This is a genomic window from Roseateles amylovorans, from assembly GCF_025398155.2.
GTDB lineage: Bacteria > Pseudomonadota > Gammaproteobacteria > Burkholderiales > Burkholderiaceae_C > Roseateles > Roseateles amylovorans.
In genome coordinates this window covers 4,741,428-4,758,124 of record NZ_CP104562.2, presented here as the reverse complement: position 1 = coordinate 4,758,124, position 16,697 = coordinate 4,741,428, and the positions used below count along the sequence as shown (strand labels likewise).

At 68.0% G+C, this 16,697-nt stretch carries 15 protein-coding genes; 5 read left to right on the top strand and 10 right to left on the bottom strand.

Annotation, left to right across the window (positions count from 1 at the left end; genetic code table 11):
- Nucleotides 1-2: 2 nt before the first annotated feature.
- A complete protein-coding gene (locus tag N4261_RS19740) occupies nt 3-707 on the bottom strand; it encodes a response regulator transcription factor (RefSeq protein ID WP_261756971.1) in 705 nt (234 codons plus the stop codon).
- Nucleotides 708-852: 145 nt separating this feature from the next.
- Between N4261_RS19740 and N4261_RS19735 the strand changes: the two genes are divergently transcribed.
- The 4 genes from N4261_RS19735 (at nt 853) to N4261_RS19720 (ending at nt 7,295) form a co-directional block, all read left to right on the top strand.
- Nucleotides 853-2,394: an efflux transporter outer membrane subunit gene (locus tag N4261_RS19735; protein ID WP_261756970.1), complete on the top strand. Its 1,542-nt coding sequence runs from the start codon at nt 853-855 to the stop codon at nt 2,392-2,394.
- Nucleotides 2,391-3,590, top strand: a complete 1,200-nt coding sequence (locus N4261_RS19730) for an efflux RND transporter periplasmic adaptor subunit (protein ID WP_261756969.1) — start codon at nt 2,391-2,393, stop codon at nt 3,588-3,590. Before N4261_RS19735 ends, N4261_RS19730 begins: the two co-directional genes overlap by 4 nt.
- Complete coding sequence (locus tag N4261_RS19725; protein WP_261756968.1) at nt 3,587-6,754, top strand: efflux RND transporter permease subunit; 3,168 nt, start codon at nt 3,587-3,589, stop codon at nt 6,752-6,754. Before N4261_RS19730 ends, N4261_RS19725 begins: the two co-directional genes overlap by 4 nt.
- Before the next feature lie 190 nt (nt 6,755-6,944).
- On the top strand, nt 6,945-7,295 hold the full coding sequence (locus tag N4261_RS19720; RefSeq protein ID WP_261756967.1) for a bacteriocin: 351 nt from the start codon (nt 6,945-6,947) through the stop codon (nt 7,293-7,295).
- A gap of 122 nt (nt 7,296-7,417) precedes the next feature.
- On the opposite strand, the gene N4261_RS19715 is transcribed toward N4261_RS19720, so the two are convergent.
- Nucleotides 7,418-7,672: a hypothetical protein gene (locus N4261_RS19715; protein ID WP_261756966.1), complete on the bottom strand. Its 255-nt coding sequence runs from the start codon at nt 7,670-7,672 to the stop codon at nt 7,418-7,420.
- Between the two features lie 241 nt (nt 7,673-7,913).
- On the opposite strand from N4261_RS19715, the gene N4261_RS19710 reads away from it, so the two are divergent.
- Nucleotides 7,914-8,609, top strand: coding sequence for a class I SAM-dependent methyltransferase (locus N4261_RS19710; protein ID WP_261756965.1), 696 nt, complete (start codon nt 7,914-7,916; stop codon nt 8,607-8,609).
- Between the two features lie 128 nt (nt 8,610-8,737).
- On the opposite strand, the gene N4261_RS19705 is transcribed toward N4261_RS19710, so the two are convergent.
- The 8 genes from N4261_RS19705 to budC all read right to left on the bottom strand — a co-directional run bounded on the left by N4261_RS19705 (nt 8,738) and on the right by budC (nt 16,635).
- Entirely contained in the window at nt 8,738-8,992 is a 255-nt protein-coding gene (locus N4261_RS19705; RefSeq protein ID WP_261756964.1) for a hypothetical protein, read from the bottom strand.
- Between the two features lie 151 nt (nt 8,993-9,143).
- Nucleotides 9,144-9,473 carry a hypothetical protein gene (locus N4261_RS19700; RefSeq protein ID WP_261756963.1) on the bottom strand — a complete coding sequence of 110 codons (330 nt, stop codon included), beginning with the start codon at nt 9,471-9,473 and terminating at the stop codon, nt 9,144-9,146.
- Nucleotides 9,474-9,578: 105 nt separating this feature from the next.
- Nucleotides 9,579-11,534, bottom strand: a complete 1,956-nt coding sequence (locus N4261_RS19695) for a MacB family efflux pump subunit (RefSeq protein ID WP_261756962.1) — start codon at nt 11,532-11,534, stop codon at nt 9,579-9,581.
- Between the two features lies 1 nt (nt 11,535).
- Complete coding sequence (locus tag N4261_RS19690; RefSeq protein ID WP_261756961.1) at nt 11,536-12,747, bottom strand: efflux RND transporter periplasmic adaptor subunit; 1,212 nt, start codon at nt 12,745-12,747, stop codon at nt 11,536-11,538.
- A gap of 11 nt (nt 12,748-12,758) precedes the next feature.
- Nucleotides 12,759-14,096, bottom strand: a complete 1,338-nt coding sequence (locus N4261_RS19685) for an efflux transporter outer membrane subunit (RefSeq protein WP_354005375.1) — start codon at nt 14,094-14,096, stop codon at nt 12,759-12,761.
- A 103-nt stretch (nt 14,097-14,199) separates the two neighbouring features.
- Nucleotides 14,200-14,472: a hypothetical protein gene (locus tag N4261_RS19680; RefSeq protein ID WP_261760873.1), complete on the bottom strand. Its 273-nt coding sequence runs from the start codon at nt 14,470-14,472 to the stop codon at nt 14,200-14,202.
- Nucleotides 14,473-14,541: 69 nt separating this feature from the next.
- Nucleotides 14,542-15,648 carry an alpha/beta fold hydrolase gene (locus tag N4261_RS19675; protein WP_261756960.1) on the bottom strand — a complete coding sequence of 369 codons (1,107 nt, stop codon included), beginning with the start codon at nt 15,646-15,648 and terminating at the stop codon, nt 14,542-14,544.
- A 225-nt stretch (nt 15,649-15,873) separates the two neighbouring features.
- A complete protein-coding gene (budC, locus tag N4261_RS19670; RefSeq protein WP_261756959.1) occupies nt 15,874-16,635 on the bottom strand; it encodes a meso-2,3-butanediol dehydrogenase in 762 nt (253 codons plus the stop codon).
- Between the last annotated feature and the right edge of the window lie 62 nt (nt 16,636-16,697).

Here is a 16,697-nt window from a genome sequence, read left to right as displayed (position 1 = left end):
GATCAATCCTCCAGCAGTTGGTAGCCGCGCCCGCGCACGCTCTGGATCCAGGACTGCCCATCGGCGCGCAAGCCGAGCTTTTGCCGGATGCTGCTGATGTGGACGTCGATGCGTCGATCGAACGGCGCCAGCGGCTGGCCGAAGGCCTGCTGCGAAATGTCCTGCTTGCTGATCAGCTGGCCCGCATGCCGGATCAGGATCTCCAAGAGCGTGAACTCGGTGCCGGTCAGATCCAGCGGCTCGCCTTGCCAGAGTGCCCTGCGGCTGCCCGGCCACAGCTGCAACGGGCCGGCCTGAAGCATTTTGGAGGCGGGCGGACCCAGCGGCGAGAGCGTGGCCGCACGGGCCTCCGTGCGCCGCAGGATGGCCCGGATGCGCGCCACCAGTTCGCCGGGGGTGCAGGGCTTGGGCACATAGTCATCGGCGCCCATGTCCAGGCCCACGATGCGGTCGATGTTGTCGCCGCGGGCGGTGAGCATCACCACCGGCACGAGGCTGCTGCTGCGGATGCGGCGCAGCGCCTCGATGCCCGACACCCGCGGCATCATGATGTCCAGGATCACGATGCTGTAGGCGGTGCTCGTCGCCGCCAGGACGCCGGCCTCGCCGTCATGCACCGCATCCACCTCGAAGCCTTCTCGCACGAGGTACTGCGACAGCATCGCGGTCAGGTCGACATCGTCGTCCACGATCAGGACCTTGTTCATCGGCCTTGTTCCGTGAAAAAAGGAAGGAAGTATCCCGTTCGGCGACGCCTGCATGGGCGTGGCACCGCAGGCATTTACCCAGCTTAACGCAGGGCGCGCCCGGTTAACGGACCTGCTCACTAGCATCCGGCGAGCAGGTAAATCCATGATCCGAGCATTCATCCTTTCAGAGCGGGCCGTCGTTGCGACCGTCCTGTTCTGGGCCCTGGCCGGCTGTGCCGTGGGCCCGACCTATTCCGGGCCGCCGCAGGCCGCCGCATCGTCCTGGCAGGCACCGCTGCCGCATGGTGGACAGGTCGGCGGGCTGACCGACTGGTGGTCGCAGTTTCACGATCCCGCGCTGAGCCAGCTCATCGCCTGGGCCGAGGCCGACAGTCCCACACTGACCCAGGCCTGGGCCAGCATTCAGAAGGCCCGCGCCACCCTGATCCAGGACCGCGCCGGCGGTCTGCCGTCCCTGACCGGCACAGGCAACGCGAGTCGCAGCAAGCAGCTCACCGGCACCCAGAGCGCGATCACCCGCATGGCCAGCGCCGGTTTGGATGCGAGCTGGGAAATCGATCTCATGGGTCGGATCCGCCGGATGAGCGAGGCCTCGTCGGCGCGCGTCGAGGCGCGTCAGGCGGACTGGCACGAGGCGCGCATCTCGCTGGCCGCCGAGGTGGCGGACACCTATGTCCAATACCGGGCCTGCGGGCTGCTGGCCCAGTTGTATGAGCGCGAATGGCAGTCGCTGGCCGCCACCGAGCGCGCCACCGCGGCCATGGTGCAGGCCGGCTTGTCCGCCCCGTCCGACGGCGCACTGGCCCGGGCGAACTTGGCCAGCGGCCGATCCACCCTGCTGCGCCAGCAGGCCGATTGCGCGATTCAGGTCAAGGCGCTGGTCTATCTGACGGGTCAGGAGGAAGCGTCGTTGCGAGACCAACTGGCCGGGAGCTCGGTGATTCCCCAGCCTGCCGAGTTGAGTGTGGACCGCCTGCCCGCCGACGTGGTGCGTCAGCGTCCCGACGTGGTCTCGCTGGAACGCGAACTGGCGGCCACCAGCTCCGAGATCGGCGCAGCGCAGGCGGACCTTTATCCGAGCTTCTCGCTGACCGGTTCGATCAGCCGCAACAGCCTGTCGGGCGGGGGCGGTTACAGCGCCTGGTCGTTCGGTCCGTCGTTGTCGCTGCCGCTGTTGGATGGCGGCAAACGTCGGGCGGCGGTGGACACGGCCACGGCCAGTCATGCGAGCGCGTTGGCCGCCTATCGGCTGGGGGTTCGCGCCGCCGTGAGGGAGGTGGAGGAATCGCTGGTCAATCTGCACAGCAGCGGTGAGCGCGCGACGCAGGCCCTGCATGCCGCAGAGGAATACCGACGCTATCTGAGTGCTGCGGACATGTCGTGGCGCGCCGGCACCACCAGCTTGTTGTCGCTGGAGGAAGCGCGCCGTGCGGCGCTGAGCGCCGACATGGAGGTGCTGACCCTGGCGCAGAGCCGGGTCAGCCAATGGATCGCGCTCTACAAGGCCTTGGGCGGCGGCTGGTCGCCCGATGCGGCGACCCCGGCGGAGACCACATCGGTCCGCTCGTCCGAGCCCGCACCCACCCCATCGACGGCGCCCCCGACGCCCACCGCGGCGACGCGGGTGGGCGCCGCATCGCGGACGTCGAGCCCCATCGAGATTCACACAGGAGCACAGCCTTGAATCGGCCCATGCGTCGCGGGGCCGCCTTGGCGGTGACCGCATTGTTTCTGACCCTCTGCGGCTGCCGGGCACCGCAGGCGACCGATGGGGCCACCGGTGCCGCCAGCGCCGCCAGCGAGGCCTCCGGCGCCAGTGTGCTGACCGTGGAGCTGGTCGTACCCACGTTGCAGCAGTGGCCGCGGACGGTACAGGCGACTGGCAGTCTGAATGCCTGGCAGGAGATCATCGTCAGCCCCGAGACCGGCGGTCTGCGCGTGGCCGAACTGAGCGTCGACGTCGGCGCGCGGGTGCTCCGCGGCCAAGTGCTGGCCCGGCTGGCCGACGAGAGCCTGAACAACGAGCGGCTCAAGCAGCAGGCGCTGGTGGCTCAGGCCCAGGCGTCGCTGGATCAGGCGATCTCGAACGCACAGCGCGCTCGGCAGGTGGAGTCCAGCGGGGGGCTGTCCGCCCAGAGCATCGAGCAGTACCGCATCAGCGAGGCGACGGCGCGGGCCAATCTCGCGTCCGTCCAGGCCGATCTGGCGGCGACGCAGCTCAAGTTGCGCCAGACCCGCATCCTGGCGCCTGATGATGGTCTGGTGTCGGCTCGTCCCGGCGTGCTGGGCAGTGTGGTCAGCGCGGGTTCGGAGCTGTTCCGCTTGGTGCGGCAGGGGCGGGTCGAATGGCGCGCGGAGGTGGATGCGCAACAGCTCGCCAGCCTCCGTGAGGGACAGCGGGCGAGGGTGACCTTGCCGACGCAGCAGCAGGTGGACGGTGAGGTGCGTTTGGTCGGCCCTGTGCTCAGCACCGACACGGGCCGGGCGTTGGTTTATGTCAGCCTCCCGGACGATCGCGCCGTGCGTGTGGGCATGTTTGCCAGCGGCGTGATCGAGCTGCCGGCCACGGCGGCGCTCACCTTGCCGCAAAGCGCGCTGGTGGCGCGCGATGGCCGTGACTATGTCTATCAATGGCAGTCGGGCAATGTCGTTCAGAGCGTGGCCGTGGTGACCGGTCGTCGCCAGCAAGGCCAGGTGGAGGTGCTGTCCGGCCTGGCGGCGGGGGCGAAGGTGGTCGCACGCGGCGCCGCATTCCTGTCCGATGGGGCGCGCGTGACGGTGGTGGCGGCTCAACCCGCATCGACGGGATCGACGGGATCAACGGGCTCAACGGGGCCGACGGCATCGATCGCAGCCCCCTTGCACGGAGCTTCGCCATGAATTTCTCTGCCTGGTCGATCCGCAATCCGGTGCCGGCCATCCTGTTGTTCGTCCTGCTGACGGTGATCGGTCTGATCGGCTTCGGCAAGCTGCAGGTCCAGGATTTCCCCGACATGGATCTGCCGACGATCCAGATCCAGGCGTCTCTCGAAGGCGCGGCGCCGTCCCAGCTGGAAACCGAGGTCGCACGAAAGATCGAGGACAAGCTGGCATCCCTGTCCCAGCTGGACCACATCACCACGACCATCACCGATGGCGCCGTCTCGATCAGCGTCAGCTTCGACATCGAGAAGAACGCCGAGGAGGCATTGAACGAAGTCCGCAATGCGGTGGATGGTGCGAAGGCGGACCTGCCGGCCAGCATGGCGGCGCCCACCGTGTCCAAGCTCACCACGGCGTCCTCGGCGTTGCTGAGCTTCACCATCGAATCGGACCGGCTGGATGAACAGGCACTGTCCTGGCTGGTCGACAACGAGGTGGCCAAGGCGATGCTGGCCGTCAAGGGCGTGGGCTCGGTGGCGCGGGTGGGGGGCGTGGACCGTGAGGTCCACATCGACCTGCAACCTGCGCTGATGGCCGGGCTGGGCGTCACGGCCTCCGATGTGTCGGCGCAATTGAAGGCGGTGCAGAAGGAGAGTTCGGGCGGGCAGGGCGACCTGGGGGGAGAGCGCCAATCGGTGCGCACGCTCGCCACGGTGGAGCGGCCGCAGGACCTGGGCGCGGTGTCGCTGCCGCTGGCGGACGGGCGTCGGGTGCGACTGGATCAGATCGCCCGTGTGACCGACAGCCATGCGGAGCGATCCACCCTCGCGCTGCGGGACGGGCGACCGGTGATCGGTTTCCAGGTCACCCGCTCACGCGGCTTCTCGGACGTGGGCGTGGCGCGCGCCGTGAGGCAGGCGGTTGCCACCTTCGCGCAGACGCATCCGAACGTGCGCATCAACGAAGCGTTCAACACGGTCGACCCGATCGAGGACAACTACCACGGCTCGATGCAGCTGCTGATCGAGGGCGCGCTGCTGGCGGTGGTGGTGGTGTGGTGGTTCCTGCGCGACTGGCGTGCCACGTTGGTCTCGGCCGCTGCGCTGCCGCTGTCCATCGTGCCGGCGTTCCTGGCGATGTGGCTGCTGGGCTATTCGCTCAACACGGTGACGCTGCTGTCGCTCTCCCTGGTGGTCGGCGTGCTGGTGGACGATGCCATCGTGGAGATCGAGAACATCGAGCGACACTTGCTGATGGGCAAGCGGCCGTATGAAGCGGCGATGGAAGCGGCCGATGAGATCGGCCTGGCCGTGATCGCCACCACGTTCACGCTGGTGGCGGTGTTTCTGCCCACGGCCTTCATGGGTGGGATTCCGGGCAAGTTCTTCCGACAGTTCGGCATCACCGCGTCGGTGGCGGTGCTGGCCTCGCTGCTGGTGGCGCGACTGCTCACGCCGATGATGGCCGCCTATCTGCTCAAACCCAAGCGCGTGCCGATGGGCACTGGCGATGGTTCAGGCGCGGGTCCAGACGCTCGTGCAGGTCACGGCGCCGGCCCGGCGGACGGTCCACTCATGACCCGCTACCTGGGTTGGGTCCGCAGCAGTTTGCGGGCACGCAAGCGGACGGTGGCTGGGGTGCTGGTGTTCATGGTGATGTCGCTGGCGGTGGTTCCCTTCATCCCGACGGCCTTCATGCCGGCGCAGGACAAGGCACAGAGCACGGTCAGCCTCAAGATGGCGCCGGGCACCACGCTGGAGATGACCGCCGAGACCAGCCGTCGCGCCGCCGAATTGCTCAGTGGCATGGCCGAGGTGCGCAGTGTCTTCATCGCCGCGGGCGAGGCGTCGACCGGTGGCGGCATGGGCGGCGCCACACTCGCCGACCTCACCAGTGCCACGCTCACCGTGGACCTGGTGCCGCGCAGCGAGCGCGACATGAAGCAGTCGGAAGTCGAGGCCCAGATGCGTCAGTTGCTGCGGTCGATCCCCGGGGCCCGCATCTCGGTGGGCAGCAACGGCAATGGGGAGTCGCTGCAGCTGACGCTGGCCAGTGATGATCCCGAGGCCCTGACGCGAGCCGCCACGCAGGCGGAGGCGCAACTGAGAACCCTCCAGGGCATCGGCAACGTCACTTCCAGCGCGTCGTTGCAACGTCCCGAGATCCAGATTCGTCCGGACAGTGCGCGTGCGGCGGCATTGGGCGTGACCACGCAATCGCTGGCCGATGCCGTGCGGCTGGCCACCTATGGCGATTATTCGCAGGCATTGCCCAAGCTCAACCTGCCGCAGCGGCAGATCAATGTTCGGGTTCGCCTGGACGAGCAGGTCCGGCGTGACCTGGATGCGGTCGGCCAGCTTCGTGTGGCCGGCGCCCACGGCACGGTGAGCCTGTCGTCGGTGGCGGACTTGTCGCTGGGCAGCGGGCCGTCGCAGATCGATCGGATCGATCGATCCCGCAACGTCACGCTCACGGTGGAGCTCAACGGCCGCGCCATCGGCGATGTGCAGCGCGAGGCGCTCGCGCTGCCGGCGCTGCGCACGCTGCCCGCGGGCGTGCATTTTGTCGACCAGGGTGAATTGCAGCGCATGGCCGAGCTGTTCCAGAGCTTCGGCCTGGCGATGGCGATCGGCATCTTCTGCATCTATGCGGTGCTGGTCCTGCTGTTCCACGACTTTCTGCAGCCCGCCACCATTCTGTGTGCGCTGCCCCTGGCGCTGGGGGGCGCGTTGATGGCCTTGTGGATGACCAGCCAGTCGTTCTCGATGCCGGTGGTGATCGGGGTGCTGATGCTGATGGGCATCGTGACGAAGAATTCGATCCTGCTGGTCGAGTACGCCATCGTGGCTCGTCGCTTGCAGGGCCTGTCGCGCCTGGACGCGATCGTGGACGCCTGTCACAAGCGCGCCCGGCCGATCGTCATGACCACCATCGCCATGGGCGCCGGCATGATGCCCAATGCGCTCGGCCTGGGGGCCGAACCCAGTTTTCGGCAACCGATGGCCATTGTGGTGATTGGGGGGCTGATCACGTCCACGGCACTCAGCCTGCTGGTCGTCCCGGTGGTGTTCACCTATGTGGACGACCTGCTCATCTGGCTGCGCGCCAAGGTGCGGCCGGCGCGCGCTGGTGGCCCCGTCGGGGCCGCTGCGTCCGGAGACCTTGGTGCAGGGCGGCTGTGATGGCGGGCTGGGCAGGCCTCGGCGGATCCGATGCCCGGCATCGGAGGGCGTGCACTGAGCGGAAGCGGCGTCCGATTGCGTCCATCATGGGATGCCAACTGATGGCGGGATCCGGGATTGCCCCCACCTGGAGGCGATGCCGCCAGGCCTGAGCAAGGGCGATGGCGCCGTCGATCTCTCAGGAGTTCCCATGAATGCCTCCACGCCATCCGCGCCCACCGACAAAGACCTGGCCGAACAGGCCCGCCCCGGTCACGGGGTGCCCTCACAGGATCCCTCGCCAGGGGCGCAATATCCCCTGAAACCCGAAGAGGCCGAGCGCGAACGCAACTCGGTGCTGGCCGGTGGCGGGGTGATCGTGGGTGTCGCAGCAGGCGCTGCCCTGGGCGGTGCCATCGCCGGGCCGGTGGGCGTGGTCGTTGGCGGCACGGTAGGCGGCGTGGCGGGCGCTGTCGGCGGTGTGGCGGCCGGGCCTATGGTCAATCCGGACGAGGGGGGCGATGACAAGTTGCCCGCCGAGAAGCCGTCGTCTGCGGCTTAAGCGCTGTGATCAGGCGGCGTGGCGCCGGCGACGCTGCGCGCCGTGGCGGCTGACCTTCGCTTCTGAGGCGATCTGCCGCGTGCGGCGCAGGCAGTCTCGTGGCGCGTGGTCGAGGTCGATGCTCAGTCAGCCGAAGCCACTTGCCGATCTTCCGCCGACGCATCGCGACGGCCGGTGATGTAGACCGTCGGCAACTGAGCGCGCTTGACGGTGATGACCACCGGATCCAGCGTGACGATCGAGGCGCGCAGTTCGCGCTGGCCTTGAGCGTGGGCGATGCCGAATCCGACCGCCAGCGACGCCAGTGCGCCGAAGATCACCGCCTTGACGGTGATGCTGGTGGCAGAGGGCAGTGCGAGGTGGCGGGCGGTGGTCATGGTGGGCTCCTGAAGGCGTTGGCGTTGTCGATGAATGCAGTGTCGTCATCGAGTGGCCGGGTCTCCAGGGGAAGGCGATGAAGCTGCAGCGCGGTGGCGTGGAATGCCATGGCGGCGGACAGACGGATGCGACCGACCTGACGTTTCCCCACGCGTCAGGCGACGGCGCGACCCATGCCGCTGCTACGCTTGGCCTGGACATGACGGGGGAGGAGCGATGCAGAGCAGGCAGGAGACGCCCGTGGCGGCGTGGGTGTTCGAAGGATCCGGTCCAGGCGCGCAAACCAAAGATGGATGCTCTGTCGAGGTCTACCGCCGGTCGCGGTATGCCGGCGAGCTCGAGGAGATCCGGCCGCATCTGCCGTCAGGTGCCGCCGTGCTGGAGCTCGGCTGCGGCACGGGACTGCTCACGCACCGGCTGCTCGAGTTTGGCTGTCAGGTCACCGGCGTGGACAACTCCGCCGAGATGCTGGCGCATGTGTCGGATCGGGTCCGGCGCATTCATGCGGACATCGAAGGGCTCACGCTGCCAGAGCGCTTCGATGTGGTGCTTCTGCCCAGCGGGTTGATCAATCACGCCGATCCCACCGTTCGAGGCGCTTTCCTGGCAGCCGCCAGACGCCATGTGGCCCCCGACGGCCACCTCATCGTGAATTGCCACGATGCGGCCTGGCTGCGGACGGCAGAGGTGGGCACGGTCGGGCAGACGGCCAGCCTGAAGTTGGCGTTGACCGAGGTGTCCAGAACCACCGTCGACGGTGAAGACCGTGTCCACATGGTGCTTCGTTACACGATGGACAGCGAGTCCTGGACGCACGCATTCTGGGCAACACCGCTCGACGAATCAGCGGTCAAAGCCCTGCTGCTGGCGAACGGCTTTCAGCGGATGGAGGCCCTGGACGAACGTCGCCGGTGGTTTGCAGTCAGACCCGGCTGAGCGTCAGGGCCGCGATTCTTCATCGCCTGACCATGAAAAAACGCCTGACGAAGGTCAGGCGTTTGGGGAGCGGCGAGCCGGGCTCGCGTCTGGACTGGCTGAATCGACAGTTCGCGAGGGGATGGCGCTCAGTCAGCCGAAGCCACTTGCCGATCTTCCGCCGACGCATCCCGACGGCCGCTGATGTAGACCGTCGGCAGCTGAGCGCGCTTGACGGTGATGACCACCGGATCCAGCGTGACGATCGAGGCGCGCAGTTCGCGCTGGCCTTGAGCGTGGGCGATGCCGAATCCGACCGCCAGCGACGCCAGTGCGCCGAAGATCACCGCCTTGACGGTGATGCTGGTGGCAGAGGGCAGAGCGAGTTGGCGGGCGGTGGTCATGGTGGGCTCCTGAAGGCGTTGGCGTTGTCGGTGAATGCAGTGTCGTCATCGAGTGGGCCAGCTTCCAGCGGGAGGCGACGAAGCTACAGCGCCGTGGCGTGAAATGCATCCGGCGCGGATGAGCCGGAGCACCACCCCCTGGGAATTCGCGTCAGTTCAGGGTTCTCTGGAGCTGGTCCAGAAGCACCATGCCCATGACGCCCATAAAGAGCCCGCTGTATAGGGAGCTGATCGCCCACAGCAAGAGCCACGGGCCTCTGTAGCCATAGACGCTCCTGCATCGGCGGGAGACCAGGACCAGCGAGGACGGGATCAACATGACCGCCGCCAACCCTAGCAACGGGAGCGAGAAAAACAGGAAGTAGATCCCCGCTCCGGGAGCGCCCTCCAGGGCGTGAGGTTCGACGCCGGAGAGCATCCACCAGAGCGGAAGGAACGCGAGCGCGACGAGGATCAGCCCTACAGTTTGGAAGGTTCTCATCCGCAGGACTGTCCGCCAACGCTGTGAGGCGGATGTGAAGTCACGCAGGGCGCGCCGGCTTGCTGCACCATCCCGGTGCCAGGCCGGCCCCAGCCCTTCCACCCTTCAAGGCCGTGCCAACGCCTCCACCGGATCCAATCGCGCGGCGTTGCGCGCGGGCAGGAAGCCGAAGATGACGCCGATCAGGCTGGAGACGCCGAACGCGCCCAGGATCGCCGTGGTGGAGATCACCATGCTGAATCCCGCCGCCCCGGCGAAGTGGTCGAACAGGAAGCTGCCGCCCACCGCCAGCGCCACGCCCAGTCCGCCTCCGATCAGGCAGACCAGTACCGCCTCGATCAGGAACTGCCGCAGGATGTCGCTTTGCCGCGCCCCCACCGCCATGCGCACGCCGATCTCGCCGGTGCGCTCGGTGACGGACACCAGCATGATGTTCATCACCCCGATGCCGCCCACCAGCAGCGAGATCAGCGCGATCGACGAAATCAGCGCCGTGATCGTGGCCGTGGTCTGCTCCACCGTCTTGCGGATGCTGTCGGTGTTCATCAGGAAGAAGTCGGTGGTGCCGTGGCGCTGGGTCAGCAGCGTCTTGATGCCTTGCTCGGCGGCCGCATTGGGCACCGCATCGCTGACCCGCACCGTGATGCCGCGCAGGTAGTCCTGGCCGGTGAGGCGACTCATCGCGGTGGTGTAGGGCAGCCAGATGTTGATCGCGTCGTCGTTGCCGAAGGCACTGGCCTTCTTGGCGGTCACGCCCACGATCCGCACCGGCACGGCGCCCAGCAAGATCACCTCGCCCAGCGGCTGGCCGCCGTCGGGGAACAAGGTCTTGCGGGCGTTGTCGTCGATGACGGCCACCTGCTCCTGCAGGCGCTCGGCCTCCGCATCGAACGGCTGGCCGATAGCGAACTCGTAGCCGCGCACCCGGAAGAACTGCTCGCCCACGCCGGTGATGGTCGCGCTGACATCGATGTTGCGGTAGCGCAGCCCCGCACTGACGCCGACCGACGGCGTGACGCTGTCGACATATTCCAGCTGCGACAGCGCCGTTGCATCGCCCGCGCGCAGGGTGCGGATCGCCCCGGCGCGGCGGTCGCCGAAACCGGTGCCGGGCATGACGTCGATGGTGTTCGTGCCCATGGAACTGATGTCGGCCAGCACCTTGCGCCGCGTGCCTTCGCCCAGCCCGACCACCGACACCACCGACGCGATGCCGATGATGATGCCCAGCATGGTCAGCAGCGTGCGCAGCCGGTGCGCCGTCATCGCGCGCAGCGCCATGCGGGTAGCCTCGGCCACGCGGCCCAGTACCGCGCGCCAGGCGGCGCCGCCGGGCGCTGCAGGCGCGGCCGGCTTCACCGCCAGCGGTGCCGCATCCGGTTTGCGCCGGTCGGCGACGATGCAGCCATCGCTGATCTCGATCACGCGTTGGGCATGGGCGGCCACCTGCGCGTCGTGGGTCACCAGGATGATGGTGTGCCCGTCCGCATGCAGCTCCTCGAGGATCTTCATCACCTCGCGGCCGCTGGCCTGGTCCAGTGCGCCGGTGGGCTCGTCGGCCAGGATCACATCGCCGCCGTTCATCAGCGCCCGCGCGATCGAGACCCGCTGCTGCTGGCCGCCCGACAGTTGCCCGGGGCGATGTGTCAGCCGTTCGGCCAGGCCGAGTCGGGCCAGCAGTTGCGTGGATCGCTCATGTCGATGCTCGCCCTGCACGCCGGCGTAGATGGCGGGAATCTCCACATTGCCCAACGCGGTCAGGTCGCCCAGCAACTGGTAGCGCTGGAAGATGAAGCCGAAGTGCTCACGACGCAGCCGTGCCAGTTCATCGGGCGTCATCGCGCCGGTTTCCTGGCCGGCCACCCGGTAGCTGCCGCGGGTGGGCCGATCCAGGCAGCCGAGGATGTTCATCAGCGTCGACTTGCCGGAGCCCGACGGACCGATGATGGCGACCATCTCGCCGGCCTCGATGGTGAGGTCGACATCGCGCAGCACGGCGACCACGCCGTCGCCCGCCGGGAATTCGCGGACCAGGCCGCGCAGTTCAAGCAGCGCTGCCATGTCAGACCGGCGGCGGGCCGCGACGGCCGCCCTTGTCCTGGCCCGCCCCGCCGGCGATGGCTTCGCTGGTGACGACCCGTTCGCCGTCACGCAGTCCGTCCTGCACCTCGGCCCGCACCCGGTTGTTCAGGCCGATGCGCACCTGGCGCTCTTCGATCCGCCCCTCCGCGCCCTGTACCCGCACCGTGTACTGACCGGTCTTCGCGTCGCGCTTGCCCAGCGCCGTCGCTGGCACGGTCAGCACGCCCTTGGCTCGCGCCAGCACGATGGTGGTCTGGGCCGTCATGTTGATGCGCAGGGTGCCGTCGTCATTGGGCACGTCGAAGATGCCGTTGTAGTAGATGGCGCTGGTGGAGGTGCTGGATGAGCTGGAGCTGGTGGTCGACGTGCTGCTGGCATCGGCCAAGGTGGTGTCGCCCGGTTCGATCGCCCGCAGCGAGGCCTGGATGCGGCGATCCGGATTGCCCAGCAGCGAGAAGTAGACCGGCATGCCGGGTTTGACGCGCGGCACATCGGCTTCGGAGATCTTGGCCTTGATGGTCATCGTGCTGAGCCGCGCCAGCTTGATGATGGTGGGTGCCGACTGGGTGGCATTCACCGTCTGGCCCTGCTCGGTGACGATGGCCACCACCGTGCCGTCCATCGGCGCGAGCACCCGGGCATAGCCGAGGTTCAACTGCGCGGTGTCCACATTGATGCGGGCCTGCGCCACCATCGCCTGCTGGGAGTCGACCTCCGCGCGCGCGGTGCCCAGCGAGGCTTCGGCGGTTTCCAGGTCCGCTTGTGCACCGGCGTCCGCCGCGCGCAGTTCACGCTGGCGCTTCAGCGCGAGTTCGGCCTGCGCGAGGGTGGCCTTGCGCGAGCCGAGCAGCGCTTCGGCGCTGCGCAGGGAGGCTTGCGCATCGCGCAGGGCGTTCTGCTGGGTGAGGGCATCGATCTCCGCGATCAACTGGCCTTCCTTGACCTTCTCGCCCAGCGCGACATGCAGCCGCTTCACTTCACCGGTGGCCCGTGCGCCCACGCTGACCAGCTTGAAGGCATTGATGGTGCCGGTGGCCAGGACCGACTCCTCGATGTCGCCACGCTCCACGGCCGCCGTGGTGACCTGCGGCGGCGGCGGCGGGCTGAACCACACCGACTTCACGATCAGCGCGACGATCGCCAGGATCACCGCGAGCAGCACCAGCCGCCCCGGCTTCAACCAGTTCTTCATTCCGAAAATCCTCAGCTTGATGTGTTGTTGTCGTCGTTCCAGCCGCCGCCCATCACCTTGTAGAGGGTGATGCGGTTGAGCTGTTCGGACAGGCGCAGCGTGATCAGCGATTGCTGCGCGCTGTAGAGCGAGCGCTGCGCGTCCAGGACGTCGAGTTGGGTGCTGCCGCCGGCGCGGTACTGCGCCTCGGCCAGCCGCAGCTGGCGCTCGGTGGCGGCCAGCAGGTTGCGCTGCGAGGCCAGGCGTTCATCCAGCGTGGCGCGGACCGACAGCGCATCCGCCACTTCGCGGAAGGCGGTCTGCACCGTCTTGTCGTAGGTGGCCAGCGCGATCTCGCGGCTGACCTCGGCCTGTCGCACCGCGGCGCGGCTGGCGCCGCCATCGAACACCGGCATCGAGATCGACGGGCCGTAGCTCCAGCTGCCGCTGCCGCTCTTGAAGAGATCGGACAGGGCGCTGCTGCCGCGACCGGCACTGGCAGTGAGGCTGATGGTCGGAAAGCGTGCGGCGCGCGCGGCGCCGATGTCGGCATGGCTGGCGATCAGCGAATGCTCGGCGGCAACCACATCCGGCCGGCGCAGCAGCACGGCGGACGGCACGCCGCTGGGCAGGTCGACCAGCAGGGTGAGGTCGCGTTCCGCATCCTCCGCCCGAGGTTCCAGCGCGGCGGGCAGGGCGGCACCGGTGAGCAGCTCCAAGGCGTGCCGATCCTGCTCGAGGGTGGCGGGCCAAGTGGCGACATCGGCTCGAGCGGATTCCACCGCCGTCTGTGCCTGTGCCAGCGCCAAGCCGGAGATGGCCCCCGCCGCGTGGCGACGCTCGGTGAGTGCGAGGCTGCGCTCTTGGCTGGCCAGCGTCTGCTGGGCCAGGGCCTGACGTTGCAGGTCAGCGGCCCAGGTCAGCCAGGCGCTGGTGACTTCGGCCACCAGGCTGATCTGCACGCTGCGTCGGGTTTCGTCGGTGGCCCAAAGGGCTTCCTGGGCCGAAGCGCTCAGGTTGCGCACCCGGCTGAAGACATCCAGCTCGAAGCTGGACATCGCCAACTGCAACGACACGGATGGGCCCGCACGGCTTCGGCTGGCGCTGGCGCCGGCATTGACCGCGGGCAGGCGCTGGGCATCGGTCTGGGTGAAGGCGGCGCGTGAACGTTCGACATTCAGCGCGGCCACCCGCAGGTCGCGGTTGTTGGCGAGCGCCAGGGCGACGGTGTCGCGCACCCGGCTGTCGGTGAACATCGACCGCCAGGCGAGGGCCGCGCTGTCGCTGGCGGCGGCGGTGCCCGCATGCGGCACGGCGGCGTCGGGCCGCACATAGTCGGGGGCCAGGTTCACGCAGCCGGCCATCGCCAAACATAGTGTGATCGGCAGGATCAGCCGGGCGATGGCGCGTGGATCGGTGGCGCGGCGTGGGGCGGCGGCCCCGGCGACCGGTGGGGCGGTGCCGCCGCCGTGGTCATGAACGCGAAGGAGGAGGGGGTGGCGACGAGGCGCGCGATCGGAAGTCGGCATGAATCGTGTGAGGCGATGACAGCCGCATCATGCAGCAGCCCGCCGCCTGGGTGTTGACTCGGCCGTAAAGCGTGTTTGTCAAGATTGATGCAATTCGACGGAGACGGGCAATGAAGCTGATGGCCGCGAGGCCAGTGGCCTGCATTTCATGCATTTCGCTCATTGCATCCATTGCATCCATTGCATCCGTTGCATCCGTTGCATTGATGGCATCCATTGCGGTCCGTCCGCCACTGCTCCAGTGGCGACGCTTGGCCGAGCAGACGCCGCCCGCGCGGCCGGGGCCTCAGTGCGCGTTCAAGCCGCGCAGCAGCGCGTCGTGAAACTCGGCCGGCGATTCGACTTGCGGGCCGTGTCCCATGTCCGGGAACTCCACCAGCGTCGCGTTCGGAATCGCCTTCGCCGCGAGGCGACCCAACGCTGCGTAGTGGCCCAATTGCGCCTGCAGTGCCGGGCTGGCGCGGTTGGCACCGGGTGCGGTGCGGTCCTTGCCGCCGATCATCAGCAGCGTCTTCACCCGGATCTGGCTGAGCTCATGCACCACCGGCTGGCTGTAGACCATGTCGGAGGTCTGGGCCTGGTTCCAGGCGACGAGCGCCTTGCCGTGCCCACTGTAGAGCCCGGCCTGCATCAGCACCCATTTGTCGTACTGGGGCTTCCAGTGGCCGTTGAAGTAGAACTTCATCTGGTAGGCCTTGATGCTGTCGTAGCTGGTCTTCAGTTCGCCGCGATAGAGGTCGTCGATCGACGCATAGGGCACGCCCTTGGCCTGCCAATCCTCCAATCCCAGCGGATTGACGACCACCAGTTGCTCGACTGCTTGCGGATACTGCAGCGCATACCGCATGGCCAGCATGCCGCCCATGGAATGGCCGATCATCGTGGCCTGCTGAATGTGGAGGGAGGCCAGCAGCGCCTGGGTGTTGGCGGCCAATTGCGCGAAGCTGAACTGGTAGCTCGCCGGCTTGGTCGAGGCGCAGAAGCCGATCTGATCCGGCGCGATGACCCGAAAGCCCGCCGCGCTCAGTGCGGTGATGGTGGCGTCCCAGGTGGCGCCGCAGAAGTTCTTGCCGTGCAGCAGGACGGCGGTGCGGCCATTGGCTTTGCCGGTGGGGGCGATGTCCATGTACGCCATCTCCAGCGCTTGCTGCTGCGAGGTGAAGCGAAATCGCTGGACCGGATGCGGGTAGACAAAGCCTTCAAGCTGCGCGCCGTAGGGCGTCACCACTGGGGATGAGGCGGCGGCGGCCGGTGCGGCTGGTCCCGATGGCTTGAGGGGTGGCGTCTGCGCTGAAGCGCCGTGGGCCGACAACAGCAGCACTGCGGTGGCGACCAGCGAGGTCACTGTGGACAAGGTGGACGGGGCGGGCTGGGCGGGCGAAGCAGCGCTCATCAAGAACTCCGGTTGGGGACGGTGCGTCGGCGCGCACGCAGGGATTGCATCATGGCGTGCGTTGCCGGATCCGCAGCGGCGACCGAGTGCGTCGTTCGCGAAATGCGCACAGCGCGTTGGGGGACGGCCGTCGCCCGCCGGCACGCCCGATTGCGGGCGGGTGCGGCCATGACGTGGCCTGCTGGGTGGCATGCGTGGATTGCCGCCCCTCCGGCAGACCGGGCCTCACATCGGCGGCTGGCCGTTCGAGGCGGTGACGCCGCCGTCCACCGGCAGGTTCACGCCGTTCACGAAGCGGGCGTCGTCGCTGGCGAGGAAGGCCACCACGCCGGCGATGTCCGCGGGCTCGGCGACGCGGTGCAGCGGCAGTCGCTCCATGAAGCGGTTCACGAGATCCTTGTCCTTGAGCATGTCTTCGGTCATGCCGGTGCGGGTGAGCGAGGGGCAGACGGCGTTGATGCGAACGCCCTTGCTGCCGAAGTCCAACGCCAGCGACCGGGTCAGGTTCACCACGCCGCCCTTGGCGGCGTTGTACGCGCACATGTTCCAGTCGGCGCCAAGTCCGGAGACCGACGCCGTGTTCACGATGCAGCCCTCGCGCTTGAGCAGTTCGGGCAAGGCGGCGCGACAGCCGTGGAACACGCCGCTGAGGTCGACGGCCAGGGTCTGCTGCCAGTCGTCCATCGAGACGTCGAGGGCGTTGCCGTCGGCGCCGATGCCGGCGTTGTTGACCATCACGTCCAGCCCGCCAAAGCGGTCGACTGCGGCCTTCACCAGCGCTTGCACCTGAGTGAAATCGGCCACATCGCAGATCTGGGTGAGGGTGCGTTCCTTGGGCAGTTCCTTGGCGACCTTGTCGAGGTCGTCCGCCTTGCGGTCGCACAGCACCACATTGGCGCCTTCCTGCGAGAAGCGCTCGGCCACCCCGCGGCCAATGCCCGATGCCGCGCCGGTGACGATCACCGTCTTGTCCTTGAATCGTTCCATGATCAGCTCCTGTTGATCACGGGGAGGCGGCAAGGGTCGTGCCCAGGGAAACTCCGCTTCTG

Coding starts and splice junctions, on each gene's coding strand:
- N4261_RS19715 (WP_261756966.1), bottom strand. CDS start 7,672: ATGACCACCGCCCGCCACCTCGCACTGCCCTCTGCCACCAGCATCACC.
- N4261_RS19690 (WP_261756961.1), bottom strand. CDS start 12,747: ATGAAGAACTGGTTGAAGCCGGGGCGGCTGGTGCTGCTCGCGGTGATC.
- N4261_RS19740 (WP_261756971.1), bottom strand. CDS start 707: ATGAACAAGGTCCTGATCGTGGACGACGATGTCGACCTGACCGCGATG.
- budC (WP_261756959.1), bottom strand. CDS start 16,635: ATGGAACGATTCAAGGACAAGACGGTGATCGTCACCGGCGCGGCATCG.
- N4261_RS19720 (WP_261756967.1), top strand. CDS start 6,945: ATGAATGCCTCCACGCCATCCGCGCCCACCGACAAAGACCTGGCCGAA.
- N4261_RS19695 (WP_261756962.1), bottom strand. CDS start 11,534: ATGGCAGCGCTGCTTGAACTGCGCGGCCTGGTCCGCGAATTCCCGGCG.
- N4261_RS19735 (WP_261756970.1), top strand. CDS start 853: ATGATCCGAGCATTCATCCTTTCAGAGCGGGCCGTCGTTGCGACCGTC.
- N4261_RS19680 (WP_261760873.1), bottom strand. CDS start 14,472: ATGGATGCCATCAATGCAACGGATGCAACGGATGCAATGGATGCAATG.
- N4261_RS19725 (WP_261756968.1), top strand. CDS start 3,587: ATGAATTTCTCTGCCTGGTCGATCCGCAATCCGGTGCCGGCCATCCTG.
- N4261_RS19675 (WP_261756960.1), bottom strand. CDS start 15,648: ATGAGCGCTGCTTCGCCCGCCCAGCCCGCCCCGTCCACCTTGTCCACA.
- N4261_RS19705 (WP_261756964.1), bottom strand. CDS start 8,992: ATGACCACCGCCCGCCAACTCGCTCTGCCCTCTGCCACCAGCATCACC.
- N4261_RS19700 (WP_261756963.1), bottom strand. CDS start 9,473: ATGAGAACCTTCCAAACTGTAGGGCTGATCCTCGTCGCGCTCGCGTTC.